Raw genomic sequence first — 23585 nt, 5'->3', positions numbered from 1 at the left:
TGTGATCTGGATCGCGGATAGGCTCGGATTCATGGAAAGCGCCGAGGATCCGGAATTCTGCTCGATGATCGATCGATTGCGGGACGAGATCGAGAATGACTCCGGAGAAGTCCCGGCGGCATTCGGAGAACTCGCCGGAACCGACGACCCGGAGGAACTCCACCGGGTCCTCACCGCACCCGGGCAGCCCCTCTGGGCCCGCGAGATCGCCGCCTACAAGCTCGGAGTCGCGGGCGACCCGCGCGCCTTCGAGGCGCTCGTCCTCCTCCTCAACCACCGCGACCCCGAGCGCTGCGTCACCGCCGCCCACGCCCTGGTCCGGCTCGGCGACCCGCGGACCGCCCGCGCGGCCGCCACCCTCGCCACCAACGAACTCCGGGTCGCCTACGCCCTCCTGCCGGTCCGGCTGCTCGCCGATCTCCGCGCCCCCGAGTCCCTACCGGCCCTGATCACCGTCCTCCGGCGGCGGCTCCCGGCCGACGACCCGCACTGGCGGGTCGGCCTCGCCTGCGTCGAGGCCCTCGGAGCGCTCGGCGACCCCCGGGCCCGCCCGGCCCTTGAGGCCGCGCTCCCGCACCCCCGGCTCGGCCGCGCGGCCGAGGACTCACTGAACCGGCTCGGTCCGCTCGGCTGAACACGAGCGTCAGCGCACCAACCGGAGCTCCGCCTCGGCATCGCCGGTCTCCCGCTCGGGGACGAGGGCGAAGGCCTCGATCTCCACGAGGAGTTCCGGGCGGACCAGCGCCGACACCTGCACCGCCGAGCTCGCCGGCAGCGGCGCCCCCGCGAAGTGCGCGTCCCGGGCGTCCCGCACCGCGGGGAGGTGCGCCACGTCCGTGACGAAGTACGTCAGCTTCACCACGTCCCCGAACCCCGCGCCGGCGGCGGCGAGGCAGCGCTCCAGATTGGCGAAGACCTGGTGGGCCTGGGCCACCGCGTCGCCCTTCCCGACCACCGCGCCGGAGGCGTCCAGCGCGCACTGCCCGGATATCGCGACGAACCGGCCCGTCCCCCAGACGACGTGGCTGTACTGCGGACTGGGCGCGAGGCCGTCGGGTGCGGGAACGTGGGTCAGGTGGCTCGTCATGTCCCACATCCTCGCGCACGCCACTGACAGTGCCCGCGTCCCTGGGGGCGCGGGCACTGTCAGCGGGTCGTGCTCAGTGGGTCGTGCCGGCCGGTGCGGTCGTCGTCAGCGGACGTGGCCGAGGAGTCCGTGCAGGGTGATGCCGGTCGCCTCCGCCCGCAGGGCGCCGACCCGCTTGCCCGACTTCTCCGTCGCCTTCTTCTTCCCGGCCGCGGCCAGCGGCTCGGGCTCCGGCTCGGGGAGCGCCTCGCAGACCGCGTCGACCTCGGCCCCGTCCTTGGCGCGCGGTACCGTGCCGGTGGCGAGGTAGGCGGCCAGGTGGTCGTCCAGGCAGTCGTTGCCGCCGAGGGTCACCCCGTGGTTCCCGCCGCCCTCCTCGACGACCAGGCTGGAGCCGCGCAGCAGCCGGTGCAGCGCCATCCCGCCCTCGTACGGGGTCGCCGCGTCCTCCGTCGCCTGAAGGATCAGGGTCGGCGGCAGCTGGTCGTTGGTGACGTCCGGCGGGGTCAGGGCCGGCACGGGCCAGAAGGCGCAGGGAGCGTTGTACCAGGCGTTGTTCCAGGTCGAGAACGGCGCCTTCGCGTGGACGTCCCAGCTGTCCTTGCGCCACACGTTCCAGTCGCGGGGCCAGGCCGCGTCCCGGCACTGCACGCTCGTGTAGACCGAGTAGCCGTTGTCGGCGGAGGCGTCGGCCTCCCCGTACTTCTCGTACGCCTCCGTCAGGGGCGCCGCGTCGCCGTCGTTGACGTACGACGAGAACGCGCTGGCGAGGCGGGGCCAGTAGCCGTTGTAGTACCCGCCGGGCAGGAAGGTGTCCTCCAGTTCGCCCGGTCCGACCTTCCCGCCGGCCGGGGCGTCGCGCAGCGCGTCGCGCATCCGGTACCAGGCGGCCTCGACCGCCGCCGGGTCGGTCCCCAGCTTGTACACCGTGTTCTGCCGGGCCACCCAGGCCATGAAGTCCTTGTGGCGGGTGTCGAAGGCGTAGTCCTGCGCGATGTTGTCCTCGTACCAGACGCCGTGCGGGTTGACGACGGAGTCGAGCGCCATGCGCCGCACCCGGTCCGGGTACAGCCGTGCGTAGACCGCGCCCAGGTAGGTGCCGTACGAGTAGCCGAGGTAGGTGACCTTCGGCGCGCCGAGCGCGTCGCGGATCGCGTCGAGGTCCCGGGCGGTGCTCACGGTGTCGATGTACGGGAGCACGTCCGCGTACTTGTCGCCGCAGGCCTCGGCGAAGGCCCGGGCCCGCTCGACCGCGACCTTCTCGGCCTCGGCGCCGCGCGGCACCGAGTCGGGGCGGACCGGCGCGAAATGGCCCGGCCGGCAGTCGAGCGCGGGCTCGCTCCTGCCGACCCCGCGCGGGTCGAAGCCGATCACGTCGTACTCGGCGGCCACCTTCGGGGGCAGCGAGGCCGCCACGTACCCGGCCATCGTGCGCCCGCTGCCCCCGGGCCCGCCCGGGTTCACGAGCAGCGGCCCCTGGAAGGTCTTCGCGGTGTGCGGGACCCGGGTGAGGGCGAGCGTGATGCTCCGCCCGGCCGGGTCGTCGTGATCGAGCGGCACCTTCAGGGTGGCGCACTGGAGCTTCGGGTACGCCTGGGTGGCGCAGCCGGTCCAGGCGAGCTTGGGGAACGGCCGGGGGGTCGGTTCACCGGCGCCTGCGGGGGTGGCGGGCAGGACGGTGACCGTCCCGGCGACCAGCGCTCCTGCGGCGATCAGCATTCCTGCGCGTGGGGTCATAGGGCGTCCGTGCCCCGAACAGGCAGGGGAGGGACCTGTTTCGCCGAGAGTTGACCCGAACAGAGGACGATCCGACGGCGTGTCAGGTGAACCGGTCCGATGATCGGCCCGGTGATCGGACCGATGGTCAGAGCAGCGTGAGCTGCTCGGGAGCGGCCGCGAGGGCGGGCTCCTCCGGCACCGGGATCCGGCGCGGCGTGCCCCGGTCGGCGGGGCCTATGCCGAACTCGGCGGCCAGTTCGTGGACCTGACGGGTGATCCGGCGCTGGTACCAGGTCGGCGCGTAGGCCCCGTCCGCGTACATCCGCTCGTACCGCCCCACCAGCTCCGGGTGGTGGTGCCGCAGCCACCGCATGAACCACTCGCGGGCGCCCGGCCGCAGGTGCAGTACGAGCGGGGTGACCGAACTCGCCCCGGCCTCGGCGATCGCGCGGACCGTCGCGCGCAACTGCTCGGGCCGGTCGCCGAGGAAGGGAACGACGGGAGCCATCAGGACGCCGCAGTCGATGCCGTGCTCGCCGAGGGTGCGGACCACGTCGAGGCGGCGCTCGGGGGACGGGGTGCCCGGCTCGATCGTCCGCCACAGCTCCTGGTCGGTGAAGCCGACGGAGACGGAGATGCCGACCTCGGTGACCCGGGCGGCCTGGGTGAGCAGCTCCAGGTCGCGCAGGATCAGGGTGCCCTTGGTGAGGATCGAGAAGGGGTTGGCCCGGTCGCGCAGGGCGGTGAGGATGCCCGGCATCAGGCGGTAGCGGCCCTCCGCGCGCTGGTAGCAGTCGACGTTGGTGCCCATGGCGACGTGGGCGCCCTGCCAGCGGGCGGAGGCGAGCTGGCGGGCCAGCACCTCCGGAGCGTTGATCTTGACGACGATCTGGGAGTCGAAGCCGAGCCCGGTGTCGAGGTCCAGATAGCTGTGGGTCTTGCGGGCGAAACAGTAGACGCACGCGTGTGTACAACCCCGGTACGGGTTGACCGTCCATTCGAACGGCATCCGCGAGGCGCCGGGGACCCGGTTGAGGATCGAGCGGGCCCGTACCTCGTGGAAGGTGATGCCCCGGAACTCCGGGGTGTCGAACGTCCGCGTGGTCACCGCGTCCGTACCGAACAGGCCGATGTCGGCGGGCGCGGTCGGTCTGTCGCCCAGATTGTCCCAGCGCACGGACGCCTCCTCGGTTGCTCTGCCTCGCCTCTGGCCCCACCCTGTGCCCAGAATAGAACACCTGTTCCCTTGATCACCGCAACCCGGATTTCGCGCCCCGGAGCCCGCGTGGTTCGCTTGGCCCACACCCCCGAGGAACCACAAGCTGGAGGAAGTCAATGGCGCAGGTCGAGGCCACGACGGAACGGATCATCGCCGCGGACGCGGAGACGGTGTTCGACGCGCTGGCGGACTACAGCGGCACGCGCGCGAAGGTGCTCCCCGAGCACTTCAGCGAGTACGAGGTGCGGGAGGGCGGCGACGGCGAGGGCACCCTCGTCCACTGGAAGCTCCAGGCCACCAGCAAGCGCGTCCGCGACTGCCTCCTGGAGGTCACCGAGCCCACCGACGGGCAGCTCGTCGAGAAGGACCGCAACTCGTCCATGGTCACCACCTGGACCGTGACCCCCGCCGGCGAGGGCAAGTCGCGCGCCGTCGTCACCTCCGTCTGGGACGGCGCCGGCGGCGTCGGCGGCTTCTTCGAGAGGACCTTCGCGCCCAAGGGTCTGGGCCGGATCTACGACGCCCTGCTCGTCAAGCTGGCCGACGAGGTCGAGAAGTAACGCTCCGGGCGTTCACCGATTCGAGTGGTTCGCCCGCACCCCCGTACCGAGCGCCCGCGCACGGAGGGGGCGCGGGCGTTCGCGTAAACGCGCTGATGAGCGACCCAAGTGCGCCGTCCCGCAGGGTTGTTCACCCCGCAGGGCGTCCCTGACCGCCACCGACCTCCCGTACCGCCCGACTTGCTCCCGCTTCGCGCCCAATGCGAAGAATGGCGCGGCGCAGACGCCGTGTCGAGGGGAGCAGGTACGTGGGTGCGGTCACGATGGTGAAGTCCACCGGGGGCACGGAGGGCACCGCGCGAGCCGCGGACGGCGCCGGTGCCGAGCAGTTCGACGCGGGCGGCCCGCCCCAGGGCCTCGCGCCACCGCCCGACCCCGGAGCGGCCCCCCTCGACCCCCGTCGCGTACGGCTCGTCTTCTGCGGCCTCATGCTCGCGCTGCTCCTCGCCGCGCTCGAGCAGATGATCGTGGCCACCGCCCTGCCGAAGATCGTCGGTGAACTCCAGGGCCTGGACCGGATGTCCTGGGCCATCACCGCCTACCTGCTGACCTCCACCATCGGCCTCCCGATCTACGGCAAGCTCGGCGACCTCCTCGGCCGCAAGAGCGTCTTCCTCTTCGCCATCGTCGTCTTCGTCATCGGCTCCGGCCTGGCCGGCTGGTCCCGGTCCATGGACGAGCTGATCGCCTTCCGCGCGCTCCAGGGCGCCGGCGCCGGAGGCCTGATGATCGGCGTCCAGGCGATCATCGCCGACATCGTCCCCGCCCGGGAACGCGGCCGGTACATGGGCATGATCGGCGCCGCCTTCGGCCTGGCCTCCGTCGCCGGACCCCTGCTCGGCGGCTTCTTCACCGACCACGTCTCCTGGCGCTGGTGCTTCTACTTCAACGTGCCCTTCGGGCTCGTCACCCTCGCCGTCGTCGCCGTCGTCCTCAAACTCCCCAAGCCCACGGCGCGCGGGCGCTTCGACGTCCTCGGCGCGCTGCTCCTCGCCGCCGCCTCCACCTGCCTGGTCCTGCTGACCAGTTGGGGCGGGACCGAGTACGCCTGGGACTCCCGGGTCGTCCTCGCCCTCGCCTGCGGCGCCGCCGGAACGACCCTGCTCTTCCTGGTCGTCGAGCACGTCGCGCCCGAACCCCTCATCCCGCTCCGGCTCTTCCGCGACTCCGTCTTCACCGTCACCGCCCTCGTCGGGGCCGTCGTCGGCATCGCGCTCTTCGGCGCCGCCAGCTACCTCCCCAGCTTCCTGCAGATGGTCGAGGGCGCCACCGCCACCGAGTCCGGCCTCCTGATGCTCCCGCTCATGGGCGGGATCGTCATCGCGTCCGTCGTCTCCGGCCAACTCATCAGCCGCACGGGCCACTACAAGGTCTACCCGGTGCTCGGCGGGGCCGTCTCCGTCCTCGGCATGTGGCTGCTCTCCCGCATGGACACCGAGACCCCGCGCCTCCAGCACAGCCTCTGGCAGGCCGTCCTCGGCACCGGCATCGGACTCGTCATGCCGGTCCTCGTGCTCGCCGTGCAGAACTCCGTACGCCCGGCCGACCTCGGCACCGCCACCAGCGCCCACAACTACTTCCGCCAGATCGGCGGCAGCGTCGGCGCGGCGATCTTCGGCACCCTCTTCGCCTCCCGGCTCGACGACGCCCTCGGCGACCGGCTCGCCGGGGTGACCGCCCAGGGCGGCTCCGCCGCGTCCCTGCCGCCGGCCGAGTCGATCACCCCGCAGTCGGTGCACACCCTGCCGCCCGCCCTGCGCGACGCCTACATCCAGGCGTACGCGGACGCGATGCCGCGCATCTTCCTCTACCTCGTGCCGGTCCTCGTGCTCGGCCTCGTCCTCGCCTTCTTCCTCAAGGAGAAACCGCTGGTGTCCCACCACACCCCGCTCACCGAGGCCACCGAGGCCACCGACTTCCGCGGCACCCAGGCGGTCCCGCACGCCCGCCACGCCGCCCCCGCCCCTTCGCACGGGGGGCCCGCCCACTCCGGCGTCCCGGTCTGCGGCACCGTCCAGCACCACGACGGCAGCCGCGTGCCCCGGGCCGCCCTCACCCTCATCGACGTGCAGGGCCGTCAGGTCGGGCGGGGCGCGAGCGGCGAGGACGGGCGGTACGCGCTGAGCGTGCCCGACCGGGGCGCCTACGTCCTCATCGCTGCGGCCGGCGGACACCAGCCCCAGGCGGTCTCCGTCACCGTCGGCGACCGGCCCGTGGAGCTCGACGTCGTCCTCGGCGGCGCCGGCCGGCTCGCGGGCAGCGTCGTCACCGCCGACGGGACGCCCGTACGGGACGCGGCCGTCACCCTCACCGACGTGCGCGGCGAGGTCGTCGCCTCCACCCGCAGCGGACGCGAGGGCGGGTACGTGATCACCGAACTGGTCGCGGGCGAGTACACGCTCGCCGCCAGCGCCCCCGCCTTCCGGCCCGCCGCGCTCCCGGTGAGCGTCCAGTCCTCCCGCGAGACCCGCCAGGACATCGAGCTGGCCGGCGGGGCGGTGCTGCGCGGCACCGTGCGGGCCGGCGGCGGGCGCCCCGTCGAGGACGCCCGCGTCACCCTCCTCGACGCCGCGGGCAACGTCATGGACACCCTCACCACCGGGGCCGACGGCACCTTCCGCTTCGTGGACCTGTCCTCCGGCGAGTACACGGTGATCGCGGCCGGGTACCCGCCCGTCGCCACCGTCCTCCAGATGGCGGGCGGGGGCCGCACCGAGCGCGACCTCCAGCTCGGCCACCAGGACTGACGGCTTGTTCCCGGCGAACGGCCGAGCCCCGGTCGCCTGCTGCGAGGCAGGCGGCCGGGGCTCGGGATCAGCAGGCGGGGGCGGGGTCAGCCCAAGGCGCGGATGGCCCGCCAGTCGACGCCCAGGACGGTCCTGACCGGGGCGTTGGTGTTGGTGGTGGAGGGGTAGTACAGCTTCATGTTGCCGGTGTCGCCGAAGCGGGCCCAGATGTCGGGCACGCCGTCCTTGTTGACATCGGGGATGCCGATCGCTGTCGTGACGTTGACCTCGGTCCAGGTCGTGCCGAACGCGACGTCACCATTGAGCGAGTTGACCGCCTGCTTGATCGACACCAGGTCGACGCCGCCGCCCGTACCGGGCTTGCCGTGGCGGACGTACATGTTGCCGTTGTCCAGGTTGCGCCACAGCAGGTCGGGCGTGCTGTCCTTGTTCATGTCCGCGATGTTGACGATGTCCCGGCGGGCCCATGCGGTGCCCTCCATCAGCGTCGCGGTCTGGAAGGTGGCGCCGGTGTAGCCGGACAGCACCCAGAACGCCGGCCCGGCCCGCAGGGTCAGATCGGGCAGCTTGTCGCCGGTGATGTCGCCGATCGCCTTCAGCTGCGTCCAGGTGGACGGCGCGGGGGCGTTGGCCGGCAGGCGGACCTCGATCCGCTCGTCGACGTTGAACGTGCCGTAGCCGTCACCCGGGTAGATCCAGAACTTCTTGTCCGGGGTGACCGCGAACATGTCGGTCGAACCGTCGCCCGGGTACGTGTCGTTGTAGTGCGCGATCAGAGACGCCGTGCCCGCCGCGTCGATCCAGTGGTTCGGCGGGTCGACCTGCTTGTCCTTGGTCACGTACGACGCGGCGAGGCAGCTGTACAGCTCACCGCCGGTGCCGGGGACCGCCGGGTCGGCGGGGGCACCCACGCAGTTCTTCAGCTTGCCGTCCGGGTAGAGCACCAACAGGTCGGCGATGTCGTCGCCACCGGTGTCCATCGGACCGTCGGCGCGGTCGCGCGGCGGAAGGTAGAAGGAGTAGTCACCCTTGATGCTCTGATTGCCGCTGACGTCGTAGGCGTAGACGTTCAGGCTGGTCGGACCCGCGTGCCGGGGCTGGACGTTGGTGAGGGTGATCTTGCCGCCCACGGGCGGCGGCGTCTCGACGAGAGCCTCGCCCTCGAAGGCGTACTTGAACTTGGTCGCGCCGGAAGCGCTGAAGGTGAAGTCGCCGGGGGTGCCGTACTTGACCTTGGCCCAGGTCTTGCCGTCGGGCGTGGCCTCGGTGAACACGGTGCTGGTGATGTCCGGCTGCGGCGGCGCGGTCGGGTCCACGGTGAGCCGGCACGGCTCGTCGCCGTTCGGGAAGAACGAGGAGACCGCACCGGCCGCGTCCTCGGAGCGCACGTCCCACGAGAAGAGGGTGTTGGCCGTGAGGTCCTTCAGGAGCGCGTTGTCCGCCTGGATGACCATCTGGCCGTAGCCGGTGGAGTCCGCGGTGGCGACGTACTCGGTCTTGGTGGCCGCGCCGGACTTCCAGAAACGGAACCGCAGCTTGGGAATGGTGAGGTCCGCGTCGTAGCCCTTGGCCTTCAGGGTGATGGTGGTCCGGCCGATGGTGACGCTGTTGGTCGGTCCGGGCACACACGCGCCGCCCGGGGAGGACGTGCCGTTGGTCGGCTGGGACGGGGCACGGTTGTAGTCACCCTCCACCACGGCCGAGGTCGCGAGGAACTTGCGCCAGGTCTGGGTGTCGCCCTCGCTCGTGGCACGCATGCCGAAGGTGAGGGTCTCGGCGCCGGCGTCCGCGCTCTTCTGGACTCCGGCCAGCACGTTGAACGCCTCGTACGCGTCCGGGCAGCCGGTCGAGGACCAGCCGTGGGCGAAGGACTGCCAGTCCAGCTTCGTCGACCAGCTCGGCTGCGCGTTCCACGTCGTACCGGACGAGATCGAACCGGTCTGCCAGAACTGGAACTCCCGCGCGGTGCAGGACCAGGAGTGGTTGTTCTTGACCTTGAAGGTGGCCCGGGTGAACTTCGCGCCCTCGTAGGTCTTGGAGAACTTCATCCGCCAGAAGGAGCGGCCGAGACCGCCGGTGTCGCTCTCGTAGCCGACGCGGGCGTCGGAGGTGCCGGACGAGAAGTTCGTGCCGTTCCAGAAGCTGGAGGTCGGGTACTTCTTGTACGCGGTCGTCCAGGCCGCCCAGCCGCTGTTGAGCGGCGGGTCGATGAACACCGGGTACTTCGTGTCCGGGTGGGCGAGGAGGCCGGTCCGGCCCAGGCCCAGGTTCAGGGTGGCCGTACCGGTGTCGTCGCCGTCGAGCGCGACCGGGAGCTGCGCGGAGCGCGCGCCCGGCTCGATGCCCGTCAGACCCGACAGCTTCAGTACGTCGGCGGGGCCGGCGACCGAGGTGCGCTGGGGGGTGCCCGGCTTGAGCTCGGGGTCCCGGCCGCTGGAGTCCCACGCGAACGGGGTCGGGATGGTGCCGACCTCCGCGCCGCTCTTGTCCAGGACCTGGATCCGGTTGGCCTTCGCGTCCTGCCGGAAGACCGCGGTCTTCGACCGCAGGCCGTACGAGACGGTCGCGAGGTCCTTGTTCTGCGCGGCCTCGCGGTTCTTGACGATCAGGAGCTGGCCGAAGCCGCCCTCCTCACGCACCACGAGGAGCAGGTCGACGCCGGGAAGCACCTCGGGGTAGAGGGCGCGCGGGCCGTCGAGCACCGGCTCCGGCAGGGCGCCGGGCCAGGTGTAGGCGATGGTGTGGCCGTTGAGGTCGACCTCGGCGAGGACGGACGCGTCGCCCGCGCCCTCGGCGAGCGGCACCCGGGCGTACGAGCGGTCGGCGCGGTCTCCGCCGGAGGTGCCCCCGGAGAAGCGGACCGGCACGGCCGGGTTGGCCGGGCGGACGGTCAGAGCGCCGGCGTTCTCCGTCCGGTGCAGGGTGTTGTCGATGGGCGCCCACTTGCCCCGGGCGTTCTTCGCTCGCTGGGGCAGCGCGTGGATCTGGGTGCGCATCTGCCCGTTCGGCAGCGCCCAGATCAGCTCGGTGGCGGTGGTCGCCGTGTCGACGAGCACCTTCTTGCCGGTGCGCTTGGCCTCGGCCGACGCGGCGACCTCGTCCTTCGGCCCGGTGGACGCCTGCTTGGCATCCGTGCGGGGGGAGTCGGGGGCGCTGGGGGAGCTGGTGGTCGTAGGCGTGCCCGGCTGCCACCAGGGCAGGAGCACGGCGGTGAGTGCGGCCAGTACGAGGCCGAGAGTGAGCGTGAGCCGTGTGCGCGTGCGCACGAACGGGCTGAGAAGACGAGGCGGCGCGGGCACGGCGGTCTACTCCCGTGGGACCAGAGGGATTTTCGGACAGCACAGACGGCCCCGACGGACCGTCCGCGGGGCACAAGGCGCGCACACGATCACACGTGCGGCACGCGGCGTCCACATCTGAAGGCTTTATGAAGATGTTATGAGTTTCGTGGAACGGGCTTGACGGCAGGTCATTTAGCTCTAGTTCGAGATGATTTGATGATGATTTAGGTCGTAATTGCGCTCGGTGTCTGATCTATCGCGAACATCGGCAGTGTGAGCTTCTGTTTGCGACTGCACCGTGGCGAATCTCACTGTCGACGCGCTTCGACCGCTTGGCCGATCTTGTATTTGGAGCGCACATGACACAGAGTGCGCACGCACGCGCCTGATCCAGGCGCGTGCTCTTTGGTGTTTCCGCACCTCCTCCGTTGTCTTGTTCGTTGGGTGGGAGTCGACGCGTGATGCGTGCTTCAGAACCACTGTCATGGGTGGGGCGGAATCGCCTAGCCATGACAGAGTCACAACGACGGCGCCGTCGGCGAAGCCGCACGGCGACCGTCCTTCTTTTGTCATCGGTATTGACGGTGACGAGTCTGGGCTCGCAGGCCCTGGCCGTTCCCGGCGACGGGATGAGCCGTGAGCAGACGACCTCTCAGGTCGATCTGCCGGACATCCCCGAGAGCACCGCGCTCGCCGACGACGCCAGTGCCGACAAGGCACTGAGCCTCGGGGACGAGCAGCAGGTCGTCCCCTACGCGCCGGAGAACGTCGCCCCATGGGCGGAGGACGCCGGCAAGGCGCCGCTGACGGCGCAGACCCAGCCGGGCACCATGGTCCCGGTCGTGAACGAGACGACGTCGGCCGGCCTGCCGGTCGCGGTCGGCGTGCCGGTCGGTCAGGACCCGACGAAGATCGACGGTGACTGGCGGGTCGCGGTCAAGTCGACCACCACGTCGGAGGAGACCGGCGTCCCCGGCATGATCCTTGAGGTCGTCCCGCCGACGGACGCCGACCCGGCCGCGCAGGTCACGATCGAGGTCGACACCACCGGCTTCGCCGACCGCTACGGCCCCCAGGCCGCCGAGCGCTTCGGCCTGGTCCTGCTGCCGAACTGCGTCATCGATTCCCCGGACTCCGGTGACTGCGCCCCGGACACCGGCACGGAGACCATGTCCGGCACGACCGAGGTCGCCGACGACATCGAGCGGCTGCGGTCCACGGTCCGGGAGGTGCCGGCCGCCAAGGCCCCCACCAAGGTCAAGCTCAAGAAGAGCGCGCCCACCCGCAAGATCCTGTCCGGTTCGGTGCCGGTCGCGAACCTGCTCGAGGACGGCGTCGCCCGCTCGAGCGTCTCCGGTGCCTCGGCCCGGCAGGTCGCCCTCCCGGCCGTCGACACCTCCGGCCGTCAGGTCGTCGGTGCGATGGACACCGGCGCCTCGGCGACCGGCGACTTCACGGCCTCGCCGCTGCTGTCCGCCGGCTCCTGGGCCGCGGGCTCGTCCAACGGTGCCTTCACCTACGGCTACCAGGTGCAGGTCCCGGAGGCCGCCGGCGGTCTGACGCCGAAGGTCAGCCTGGGCTATTCGTCGCAGACGGTCGACGGTCGTACCTCGGCGTCGAACAACCAGGCCTCCTGGATCGGTGACGGCTGGGACTACAACCCGGGCTCCATCAGCCGGACGTACGTCAACTGCCGCCAGGACTCGAAGAAGGCCGGGGCGAACAACGCGACCCACAAGACGGCCGACCTGTGCTGGGGCTCGGAGAACGCCACCCTCTCGCTGGGCGGCATGACCACCGAGCTGGTGTGGGACGAGTCCAAGCAGAAGTGGTTCAGCGCCAACGGTGACGGCTCGAAGATCGAGCGGCTCAAGGACACGTCCAAGGACCCGCGTTCGGGCATGAAGGACGCCGACGGCGAGTACTGGGTCGTCACCACCAAGGACGGCACGAAGTACCACTTCGGCCTGAACAAGCTCCCGGGCTGGTCGGACAACGGCACCGCCGCCGACGACGCGTACACCGACTCCGTGCTCGCGGTGCCGGTCTACGGCAACCACGCGGGCGAGCCCTGCTACAAGGGTGCGACGACCACCGACTGGAAGTCCTCCGCCTGCAACCAGGCCTGGCAGTGGAACCTCGACTACGTCGAGGACGTCCACGGCAACGCCATGTCGCTGTGGTGGGAGCGCGAGAAGAACTACTACGCGAAGAACTTCTACTTCAAGGGCCCGGTCGAGTACCACCGCGGCGGCTACCTGAAGCACATCGACTACGGCCAGCGCAAGGACACCGTCTTCAGCGCCACGGCCCCGGGCCGCGTGCGCTTCACCGTCGCCGAGCGCTGCTTCACCGAGGGCACGCTGACCTGCAGCGACGAGAACTTCACGTCGAGCGACCCGGGCAAGTACCGCATCTGGTACGACACCCCCGCCGACCTGCGGTGCCAGGCGGTCACCTCGACGGACAAGAAGAAGTGCTGGAACGCCGGCCCGACCTTCTGGTCCACCAAGCGCCTGGACAAGATCACCACCTCGGCCCAGCGCCGCACCGACACCACCGTGCGCCAGGACGTCGACCAGTACCAGCTCAAGCAGAACTTCCCCGTCCTCAAGACCGGCCCGAACACGGCCCTGTGGCTGGAGTCCATCCAGCGCACCGGCTACGCCCGCAAGGGATCGACGGACGCCGCGGTCACGCTCAACCCGATCCGGTTCGAGTCCAACGAGGAGGAGATGCCGAACCGCGTCCTCCTGCGGAAGACGACCGGGGAGGACAAGGGAGCGCCGATCGACGCGCGCCCCGGCTTCGCCAGGCTGCGCATCGGTCGCGTCATCAACGAGTACGGCGGCGAGACCGTCGTCACCTACAAGGTGCCGACCTGGGGTGACGCGGCGGACGGCTGCGCCAGCAGGACGGGCCTGCCCGGCAAGACGGACACGGCCGCTCTGAAGGCCAACACGCGTCTGTGCTACCCGATGTTCTGGCACCCGGACGCCGAGGTCGAGGACATCGACTGGTTCCACAAGTACGTGGTCGACTCCATCGAGGAGCTGCCGAACGTCGACGGCTCGTACTCCACGCGGACGTCGTACGACTACAAGAACGCCGGCTGGAAGCTCGCCGAGGCGGAGTTCAGCAAGAAGTCCACGCGCACGTACTCGCAGTTCGCGGGCTTCGAGCAGACGGCCGTCGTCACGGGCGAGCGGAAGGTCGCCGCCGACAACGGCGAGGGTTCCACTCCGGGCGAGGACACACCGGGCACAGAGGGACCGAAGACCAAGGCGGTCACCCGCTTCTACCGGGGCATGGGCGACACCGTCCCGATGAAGAACATCGCGGGCGCCACGCTCACCCACGACGGTGCGACGGTCTACGACCGTGAGGCCTTCGCCGGCCGAATAGCCGAGGAGTTCAGCTACTCCAACGCGGCCGACGCCGACGGCAACTGGCTCACCCGCAGCCTCACCGTCCCCGAGGCCACCGAGCTCGCCAGCCGCACCCGCGGCGACGGCCTCGACCCGCTGAAGGCGTGGCGCGTCACCGAGCCCGAGGAGATCGCGTACACGAAGTCGTCGGGCACGGGTGACGACGCCCGTACGCTGCGGAGCGTCCGCACCAAGACGACGTTCGACAGCGTCCACGGTCTGCCCACGCAGGTGGAGTCGTTCGGCGACGACGACCCCACCAAGACCGGTGACGAGTCCTGCACCAAGCTCGAGTACCTGCACAACACGACCAGGAACATCATCGGTCTGACCAAGCAGGTCCTCGTCTCGCCCACGGCGTGTGCCGACGCCAACTGGGCCGATCTCACGACTCTGAGCAGCGGAGGGCGAACCTCCTACGACAACACGGCGTACGGCACGGCGCTCGCCGACACCACCCGTGGTCTGGCCACCGAGACGTGGTCCCTGAACGGGGACGGCACCGGCTGGCGGACCGGCGGCTCCGTCGCCTTCGACGCCCTCGGCCGGGTCACCAAGCAGATCGACGTGGACAAGAAGGAGTACACGACCTCCTTCGACCCGCCGACGGGTCAGGTCTTCAAGGTCACCCAGACGAATCCGCTGGGCCACACCCAGGTGCAGGAGGTGGAGCCGGGCCGCGGCGTCGCGCTGAAGACGACCGACGCCAACGGCCACGTCAGCGAGGCATCGTTCGACCCGCTGGGCCGCCTCGCCGAGGCGTGGTCCCCTGGCCGGACCCCGTCGCCGAACGCGGTCCCGGACTTCAGGGCCGAGTACGTGACCCCGGCCGACCAGCCCGACCCGAACGATCCGGACGGCGGAAAGCTCCGCAAGCCCCCGTACATCACGACCTACAGCCGTGGCTACGAGGACCGGGTCGAGAAATCCGTCACGATCTACGACGGCCTCGGCCGCGAGCGCCAGTCGCAGGAGGAGGCGGACGGCGGTGGCCGTCTGATCACCGACACGCTGTACAACAGCGCCGGTGAGGTCTACCAGACCAACAACGCCTACCTCAACGAGGACACCCCGAACGGCGAGCTGTTCACTCCGCGCGCCGACACCACGGTCCCGAACATCACCCGGTACAAGTACGACGGTCTCGGCCGCGTGCTCGAGGAGATGCCGGTCCTCAAGGTGAAGGCCTCCGAGACCACCGAGGCCATCTCGCAGGAGGTGCCCGAGAAGGCGACCCGCTACGAGTACGGCCCCGACTGGTCGAAGGTGATCCACCCGCAGGGCGCCTCGACCTACAAGGTCTACACCGACGCCCTCGGCCGCACCGTCCGCACGGACACCACCAACCCGGCGGCGCCCGGCGGCTACACGTCGACGCGCTACACGTACGACAGCCGCGGTCAGCTGACGAAGGCGACGCCCTCGGCCGACGAGACCCACCCGTGGTCGTGGACGTTCGACAAGCGTGGCCGGCTGGAGACCGCGACCGACCCGGACACGGGCACCACGCGGATGACGTACGACCACCGCGACCGGCCGCTGACGACGACCAACGCGCGGGGCATCACGACCTGGAACGCGTACGACGAGCTGTCCCGGCCCAAGGAGCAGCGCCTGGGCGGCTCCACGGGCACGCTGCTCGCCGGGTTCTCGTACGACACCGTCGCCGGCGGCAAGGGCATGCCCGCCTCCGCCACCCGGTACACCGACGGTCTGGCGTACACGCAGAAGGTCGACGGCTACACGTCGGACTACCAGCCGACCTCGACGACGCTGTCCCTTCCCCCGTCGCTGGCCGGCACGTGGGGCATCCCCGCGGAGTACCGGTACGACTACAAGTACTCCGACACCGGCATGCTGGAGGAGGCGAACCTTCCCAAGGCCGGCAAGTTCGACGCGGAGAAGCTGGTCGTCCGCTACAACAAGGAGGGCAACCCGCTCTCGATCTCCGGCAAGGACTGGTACGGCTCGGAGACGGTCTACTCGCCCTACGGCCAGGTCATGCGCTCGACCCTGGGCGCGGTGCCGTACCGGGTCTGGGCGCAGAACTCGTACGACGAGTCCACCGGTGAGCTGCAGAACCAGATGGTCTACCGGGAGCAGGCCGGGGCCGGTCCGGTCGCGGGCAACCTGGTCTCGAAGCGCGAGTACGCCTACGACCCGGCCGGCAATGTCACGGGCATCCGTGAGCACGCCACCGGGATCGAGGAGCGGCAGTGCTTCACGTACGACCCGCTGGGCCAGCTGAAGAACGCCTGGACCTCGAAGGACCAGGAGAACTGCACCGCTCCGAAGAACACGGACGGCACGCTCAACGTCGCCGCGGGCAAGGACAGCTCCGGCTACTGGCAGGAGTACGAGTACGACCTGCTCGGCAACCGCACCAAGCTGGTCGAGAAGGACCTGACCGGCGCCACGGCCAAGGACGCGACCACCACGTACCAGTACGGTGTGGGCGCGGCCAAGAGCCAGCCGCACACGCTCACCAAGGTTTCGAAGACCTTCACCACCCCCGCGGGTGCGCAGGTCAAGGCCGAGGCCGAGCGGCTGTACGAGCTCACGGGTGAGACGAAGTCCGTCACCTCGCTGGACAACGGTGACAAGCAGACGCTGACCTGGACGCCGGAGGGGATGGTCGACCGGATCACCGGTGCGGGCACCGGCGGCAAGACCCCCTACGCGGGCCTGGCCGACAAGTGCCTCGACCTCAAGAGCGGTCTCGCGGTCGCGGCGCAGCCGGTCCAGCTCTACAGCTGCAACACCACCGTGGCGCAGAGCTGGAAGTTCACGCCCACCCCGAGCACCCCGGCGACTCCGCAGACCGACCCCAACCGGGGCACGCTGTCGGTGTACGACGACTGGTGCCTCCAGCCGGCCGCCAACACGGCCGGGTCCGCGCTGCAGATCCAGAAGTGCGCCGGCACCGCCGCGGCGGCGACGGCGCAGGAGCTGAAGCGCAACGCTGCCGGTCAGCTGACGCACATCGCGTCCAACCTGTGCCTGGCGGTGCAGGGTGGCAACTCGGCTAACAGCACGGCGATCGTCCTGGCCACGTGCGACGGAGCCTCCGCCGCGCAGCTCTGGGCGCCGCAGAACGACACCCGTCACATCTACGGTCCCACGGGCGACCGGCTGCTCACCATCAAGGGCAAGACGGCCACCCTGAACCTGGGTGACACGGAGGTCACCGTCCAGCAGGGCGGCGTCCTGGTCAACTCGCAGCGCACCTACAGCACCCCTGCCGGCGCGGTCATGCGCTACGCCAACGGCACGGCTGCGGACCAACTGGTCGCCCTGACCATGGACCACCAGGGTTCCACCTACACCGAGGTGTTGCTCGGTGGCGCGATGGACGTCCGGATCCGCAAGCAGGACGCGTTCGGCAATCAGCGCGGAACGGGCACGTCCGGCGTCAACCTGCAGACGCACACCGGGTTCCTCGGCAAGACCAGGGACGACTCCTCCGGCTACACGCTGCTCGGCGCCCGTCTGTACGACCCTGTGGTCGGACGTTTCCTCTCCGCCGACCCGCTGATGGATCTGAACGATCCTCAGCAGGCCAACGGATACGTCTACGCGCACAACAACCCGGTCACCCACGCGGACCCGACGGGTCTGGCGATCACCCTGACCGCCTCGGAGAAGACGGCGGCCCTCGTGGGCGCGGGCCTGTCCGCGGCGCAGGTCGCGCAGGCGCAGGCCACCATGGGCAAGTCCCTCACCTCGGTGATCCTCGCCGCCGCATGGAGCGTCCTGAGCGACTTCATCGGTCTCACCGACGCCATGGCCTGCTTCGGCGGTGACATGTGGTCCTGCGGCAGCATGATCATCGGGGCGATCCCGTGGACCAAGCTGGGCAAGATCCCGTCCGTCCTGAGGGCGGTCGACCGCACCATCGGCGCCATCCAGGCGTTCAAGAAGGCCAAGGCTGCGGCGGAAGCCGTCCTCAAGGCCGCCAAGGCGGCCGAGGCGGCGGCTCTGAGAGCCAAGAAGGCCGCCATCGAGAAGGCCAAGAAGGAGGCCGCGCAACGGGCCAAGAAGAAGGCGGCCGAGGCGGCGAAACGGAAGGCCGACGCCGCGGCGGCCGCCAAGAAGAAGACCGGTAACCCGGTCCAGAAGCGGGCTCAGGCCAAGGCGGCACCGAAGTCCTCGTCCGTGTCCGGTGGCGGCAAGGGCGGCGGCAAGGGCGGCGGTGGCGGAAAGGTCAGCACGTCGAAGCCGGGCGGCAGCTCCGGTGGTTCCTCCCGTAGCAACGGCGGGTCCAGCGGCGGTTCCTGCAAGACGGCGGACAACAGCTTCGTGCCCGGCGCGAAGGTGTTGATGGCCGACGGCTCCACCAAGTCCATCGAGGACGTCAGGACGGGTGACAAGATCGTCGCCACCGACCCGAAGACCGGGGAGACCCGGATCGAGACGGTCACGGCGGAGATCAAGGGCAAGGGCCTCAAGCGCCTGGTCAAGGTCACCATCGACACGGACGGCCCGAAGGGCACGAAGACGGCCGAGGTCACCGCGACCGACGGCCACCCCTTCTGGGTCCCCGAGCTGGGCAAGTGGATCGACGCCACGGACCTGAAGGCACGTCAGTGGCTCCAGACGAGCGCGGGCACGTACGTCCAGATCACGTCGGTCAGGCGCTGGACGGCCCAGAACGCGACGGTTCACAACCTGACGGTCTCGGACATCCACACGTACTACGTGGTGGCCGATGCGTCTCCAGTCCTGGTCCACAACTGTAGTGAGCCGCAGGCCGCTCGGGCGAGTGAAATCAACGAGTCCGAACCGGGCCAGGCGAACTTCGACATCCATACGACCGCGGTCTTGGACGTTGACATCCCGGGAGCCGGCGTGACGAGGCTCGTGGCAGGAAATGGCGAAGGCGGGCTGACCCCGGCGCAGATCACTGCTCTCGCAAGTGACGAGTTCCACATCACTCCCGACCTTGTCCCTGGAAATCTGCATGCTGAGCAGCGAGTCATCTTCGGTGCCATGCTCCTCGGTGGTAGGCCCATCCAAGGTGGAGCTTCGCGAAACATCTGCCGCGCGCTATGCGGAGTGTTGATCTTCGCGAGCCAGGGGGCACCTTTCGGGGAAGTTCGCCCCGGTAACGGAGTGACGACTCATCGCGTCCGCAGTATGCGTTGGCCGCAGTAGTCCGTGATCAGATAAGCGGCCCGCCAGGAGATCTGGCGGGCCGCTTCTGTCGTTGACTGGTCAGGTGGCATCTAGTATTGAGGGTGCGTAAGAATTTCATCGACCGGAAGGACTGACCCCATGGGTGAAGCCCTCGATCGTGGCAGCGCTGATGCGCTTGCTCATGTCCGTACAGGGGACATCGTGTCTCTCAGGTGCCCTTCCCGCGAGGTTGTGGTCTCGGATGTGTCTCCTCGGTATGTGTCGGTTCGATGGCCGTGGAATGAAGTTGACCCGGATTCACTGATGGAATGGAACGGGTTGCGTGCCATCCCGCGCACCCCGGATGCTCCCGACTGGCAGAACGAGCCTTTCCGAGTGACTTCACCGAGCGATTCGCTAGAGCGTCAGAATGTTTGCGAAGTCGGTGTTCCTGAGATGGTCGCGTACGTTGTTCACGTCGCTGAATTTTCGGACCCTCTGGATGTCGGCTGGCTTCCCCGGCCGCGCGTCTACGTTTCTCTCGTCGCCCACGGTGTACGGATTTCACCTTCCTCTGAGGAGATCGGCTTCACTGTGGATCCGGACGGCGGCGAGCCAATTCAATCGAAACTGGTCCACCGTCCCTATGCGTTCCTTCAGGACGGTGACGAAGTAGCCGACTCTGAGGGCCGAATGTGGAGGTACGCGGCGCCATGGAACTGGGTAGCGTTCGACAGCGGTCCAGGCGGATTCCCCGTGTGGCCGCTGCAATTGATCTGCCGTGACGGGGGACAGGACCTTCAAGCGGCTGAGGTCGTCGCTCGCGCGACGAGGCTCGGAGCCCACGGTGATGAGGTTGCGTGTTGGCTGGAGCGCGCTGGGCTTGCTGATGCGCCGCAACTACCGCCGCCAGTATTCGGCGACGATCTACCGCACTGAGCCTTCCGGTGATCCGACCAGCGGTGAGCGCCGGCCAGGATCGGGGGAGCCGACCGGCAGACCGAGTCACTCGCCTTGCGGGTGCTCCGCGGCCGAGGATCTGGCGGCCGGATTTCCGGGCCATCCGGACGAGCCCCCACTGAGCCCGGCGGCAGGCCGCCGGCTCGACGCTCACCAGGAGTGTGGCCGGGCCGGTCATCCCGGCCCGGCCACACTCGAGGCAGTTCGAGAGCCCCGACTGAGACATCGGTCGGGGCTCCCTCTTTCTCCGTTTTGGAGGCGGTCCTCAGGAGGCGGTCGTCGCCTTGCGCAGTGCGCTGATGCAGCTGCCGATCGCGTCCTGGAGGGCTTCGAGGCGCTGGAGCATGTCCGCCTCGTAGATGTCCTCCTCCATCACCTCGTCCAGCGTCAGCTCCTCGAAGACCTTCGTCGCCTTCTGCAGGCTGTTGTAGAACTTGGTGCGCCGCTCCTGGACCCGCAGCGTCGGGTCCTCCTCGACGGCCCGGGCGACCAGGCCCTTCACCGCGTCGTACGCCTCACCGGCCCACTCGCCCGCCTCCTCGGAGTCGTCGAGCTCGTCGATGAGCGACAGGTGACGCTCCGCCTCGGCGCGCAGCTCGGCCGGCGCCTCCACCGTCTGCCCGGCCGGGGTCTTGATCTGGCCGTTCTCGACGATCTGCCGCACGTACCCGATGCGGTCGGCCGCCTTCGCCTCGCTCGCCACCGCCTTCTTCAGGTCGTCGGTGCGCGCGAAGGCCCGGGCCATCTCCGTCTGGAGGGCCGGGTCCTCCTTCATCCGGTCGAGGAGCGCGCCGCTCGCCGCCTCGGCCGTCCCCGGGTCGGCGAGGATCGCGGCCCGCAGCGCCGTCGGGTTCTCGGCGACCTCCAGGGCCTTCGTCGGCCGGATGCCCTCCGCCTCGGCCGCGGCGCTGATCGCCTGGCCGCGCACGGACGACGCGCTGTTGCGGGAGGTGTAGTACGAGAGCCAGACGTCCGCGTCGGGCAGCTCGACGTCCTCGCCGGGCACCAGGACCTCGAACTGCGGGACCAGGCCGTCGTCGGCCGCCATGTCCCAGGCCTTGTAGTAGCGCATGACCCGGTCGGGCGAGCACCCCGCGAGTGCGGCGAAGGCCTTCGCCGAGACCTTCGTGGCGGCCGTGCCCTCGGCGGGCTGGCCGCCGGGGCGCACGCTCCGCGCGACCTTCAGCGCGAAGGCCCAGCCGCCGGTCCGCGCGTAGATCCCGAAGTCCTGCGCGTCGCGGACGACGACGGGGTCGTGCGCGTCGGGCGACACCGGCTCCGGCTCCTCGTCCTCGACCTCGGGGGCCTCCGAGTGCGGGTCCTCCGACTGCGGGGCGTCCGGCTCCGGTGCCGACGGCACCCAGAACTCGGGCTCCGAGATCGCCGCGGGGGCGACCTCGCGCTCTTCGGCGGACGTGTCGGACGGGGTGATGGCGATGGTCACCGAGAGCTCTCCGGAAGGTCGGGTGCGACAACTGCGGCCGACAGCCTATACGCACACGTTGACGATATTTCGCCCTATTCGAGCCATCGTTGAGACGCCTGTTAATTCGATGGCGGGTCGGGCGGCCCGGAAGGCAGCATGCTCCCATGACCTACGGAATCGAGCTCCACCCCGCGCGATGAGCGCCCCGCACGAGCGCCCGACGCTCGCCCCCTCCCTGTACGCGTACGCCAAGGGCCTGTGCGACAGCGACCCCGACGGGCCGCCGCCCCAGGGCGGACACCCCCTCCCCGACACCGCACGGCGGGGCCGCAGGCGTCCCGGCCTTGGTTACCGCGAGGCCTTGGCCGCCGTCACCGACATCCTGCTCCCGCTCCTCGACGCCCCCGACCCCGCACGGGCCGCCGACGAGGCGGAACGCGCGCTCGCCACGACGGGCGTCGTCCGTGAACAGACCGTCTTCGCCGCCGCGGCGGCGATCGAACCGCCTGACGAACCCGCCGCCCGCGCCCTGGCCCGATCGTTCGCCCGGCACCTCGTCCGGACCGGAACGACCGTCCCGGGCGTATCCGCCGGGCTCGGCCTCCTGAGCCGACTCGCGGAGCCCGAGGACATCCCGTACCTGCGCGTCCTCGGCCTGCTCGACGGTCTCGTCCACCCCGTCGACGCGACCCTCGCCCCCCTGGACCCGCCGGCAGCCGCCCTGGTGTGGCTGATCCACCGCACCCAGGGCGAGGAACTGCGCGGCCTCGTCGAGGCCCTGGCCGGCGGGGACCGGGCGGCCGTGTCCGACCGGCTACTGAAGCTCCCCACGGAGGTGAGGGGCCCCGAGGTCGCCCGGCGGGTGACCGAGGCCGTCGACCTCGTCGGTCTGCTCCGGGCGGAACCGGACCACCCCGGCCTCCTCGCGCGGGCCGTGCGCCTCCTCGCGCGGATGACCAGCAGCCTGGACTACCACGCCGAGATCCTCCGGTACGGAGCAGCCGTCCACCTGTACGAGACGGTGGCCGCCCACGTCCACCGGCTGCCCCGGGACGTGGACCACCGGGCCCGGCTGCTCACGCTCGCCCTCGACCTGCACAGCGGCGCCTCGTACCTCCTCCCCTGGCCGCCCGGTCGACGCGAGGCGATCCACCGCACCCTCCTGGACACGGCGGCGTGGCACGGGGAAGCCCCGGCCGACGCGGACGGACGGCGCCGCGCCGACTGGATCCGCCGTACGGCACGGCAGCTGCGCGCCGCTCCGGCGGACGCGCCCCGGTTCCGGATCGAGGTGGCCGTCGCCGACCCCGGCGACCCGGACGTCGTCGAGACCCGCTTCCTGATCGACGGGCGCCCCCTGGTGCCGGAGGCCTTCGGCCCGGGGCCGGGGCTGTCCCCCGAGGGGCTCCTCGACAGCGGCGCCCTGCGGGCGACGCCCGAACCCCGGGAGGTGCGGCTCGCCGAGGCGTACTGCACCGAGGGCTGCTGCGGCGCCCTGTACGTGACCGTGCGCCGCGAGGGCGAGCACGTCGTGTGGAGCGACTGGCGGCGGCCGGGCGGACCGGCCGGGCGGCCGGACCTCCCCGCCTACCGCTTCGACGCCGCCGCGTACGACGCCGAGATCGCGCGCGTCGAGCACGATCACGGCTGGACCTGGCCGGCCCGGCTCACCGCCCGGCTGATCGCCGCCGGGCTGCGCGACCGACCGGACCTCCTCACCCGCTGGGGCCTCCGGAAGGGGTGGATCAGCACGGACTTCCGCGAGCCGGACACGACCCTCGTCACCTTCACCGGGCCGCCGCTCGGGGACGGGGGCCGGAGCGCGGCGGAGGGAGAGCCCCGCCAGTTCCTGTGGCGGCTGCCCGACGACGGCGCCCCTCCCGAGGAGCGGGCCGCCACAGCCCTGAGCCGCCTGGCAGAGGACGACCCGAGGGGGTATCCGGAACTGCGCGGATGATCCGTACCGCCGTCCCGGTGACCGTCATTGGTCCACTCCAACGGCGGTTATCCACAGGGGTGGTAGGGCCGCCGGGCGGCGCGTAC

The 23585-nt window shown here is 70.4% G+C and carries 11 protein-coding genes; 6 read left to right on the top strand and 5 right to left on the bottom strand.

The window, feature by feature from the left end; genetic code table 11:
• Positions 1-31 precede the first annotated feature (31 nt).
• Positions 32-634 (top strand): HEAT repeat domain-containing protein, encoded by a 603-nt coding sequence (locus ACIBG6_RS30200; RefSeq protein WP_399225861.1) that lies wholly within the window; start codon positions 32-34, stop codon positions 632-634.
• Positions 635-643: 9 nt separating this feature from the next.
• Here ACIBG6_RS30200 and ACIBG6_RS30195 read toward each other — a convergent pair whose 3' ends face one another.
• From ACIBG6_RS30195 to ACIBG6_RS30185, 3 genes are all read right to left on the bottom strand, one after another.
• Positions 644-1087 carry a RidA family protein gene (locus tag ACIBG6_RS30195; protein WP_399225860.1) on the bottom strand — a complete coding sequence of 148 codons (444 nt, stop codon included), beginning with the start codon at positions 1085-1087 and terminating at the stop codon, positions 644-646.
• 105 nt (positions 1088-1192) lie between these two features.
• Positions 1193-2824 (bottom strand): alpha/beta hydrolase, encoded by a 1632-nt coding sequence (locus tag ACIBG6_RS30190; RefSeq protein WP_399225858.1) that lies wholly within the window; start codon positions 2822-2824, stop codon positions 1193-1195.
• A gap of 127 nt (positions 2825-2951) precedes the next feature.
• Positions 2952-3983 carry an Rv2578c family radical SAM protein gene (locus tag ACIBG6_RS30185; RefSeq protein ID WP_399225857.1) on the bottom strand — a complete coding sequence of 344 codons (1032 nt, stop codon included), beginning with the start codon at positions 3981-3983 and terminating at the stop codon, positions 2952-2954.
• A gap of 158 nt (positions 3984-4141) precedes the next feature.
• Between ACIBG6_RS30185 and ACIBG6_RS30180 the strand changes: the two genes are divergently transcribed.
• Both ACIBG6_RS30180 and ACIBG6_RS30175 read left to right on the top strand, forming a co-directional pair.
• Positions 4142-4585: an SRPBCC family protein gene (locus tag ACIBG6_RS30180; protein ID WP_329620367.1), complete on the top strand. Its 444-nt coding sequence runs from the start codon at positions 4142-4144 to the stop codon at positions 4583-4585.
• Between the two features lie 263 nt (positions 4586-4848).
• Positions 4849-7332 (top strand): MFS transporter, encoded by a 2484-nt coding sequence (locus ACIBG6_RS30175; RefSeq protein ID WP_399226087.1) that lies wholly within the window; start codon positions 4849-4851, stop codon positions 7330-7332.
• Between the two features lie 86 nt (positions 7333-7418).
• On the opposite strand, the gene ACIBG6_RS30170 is transcribed toward ACIBG6_RS30175, so the two are convergent.
• A complete protein-coding gene (locus ACIBG6_RS30170; protein ID WP_399225856.1) occupies positions 7419-10598 on the bottom strand; it encodes a hypothetical protein in 3180 nt (1059 codons plus the stop codon).
• A gap of 599 nt (positions 10599-11197) precedes the next feature.
• Between ACIBG6_RS30170 and ACIBG6_RS30165 the strand changes: the two genes are divergently transcribed.
• Complete coding sequence (locus ACIBG6_RS30165; RefSeq protein WP_399225855.1) at positions 11198-19195, top strand: ricin-type beta-trefoil lectin domain protein; 7998 nt, start codon at positions 11198-11200, stop codon at positions 19193-19195.
• 120 nt (positions 19196-19315) lie between these two features.
• A complete protein-coding gene (locus ACIBG6_RS30160; RefSeq protein ID WP_399225853.1) occupies positions 19316-20095 on the top strand; it encodes a hypothetical protein in 780 nt (259 codons plus the stop codon).
• Positions 20096-20381: 286 nt separating this feature from the next.
• Here the strand turns inward: ACIBG6_RS30160 and ACIBG6_RS30155 are convergent, their stop codons facing one another.
• On the bottom strand, positions 20382-21560 hold the full coding sequence (locus ACIBG6_RS30155; RefSeq protein WP_399225852.1) for a hypothetical protein: 1179 nt from the start codon (positions 21558-21560) through the stop codon (positions 20382-20384).
• Positions 21561-21738: 178 nt separating this feature from the next.
• On the opposite strand from ACIBG6_RS30155, the gene ACIBG6_RS30150 reads away from it, so the two are divergent.
• Complete coding sequence (locus tag ACIBG6_RS30150; RefSeq protein WP_399225851.1) at positions 21739-23499, top strand: hypothetical protein; 1761 nt, start codon at positions 21739-21741, stop codon at positions 23497-23499.
• Positions 23500-23585 lie beyond the last annotated feature (86 nt).

It is taken from the genome of Streptomyces sp. NPDC050842 (assembly GCF_044456565.1).
GTDB lineage: Bacteria > Actinomycetota > Actinomycetes > Streptomycetales > Streptomycetaceae > Streptomyces.
The sequence above is the reverse complement of the archived record's forward strand: the minus strand, read 5'-3'. Positions and strand labels throughout refer to the sequence as shown.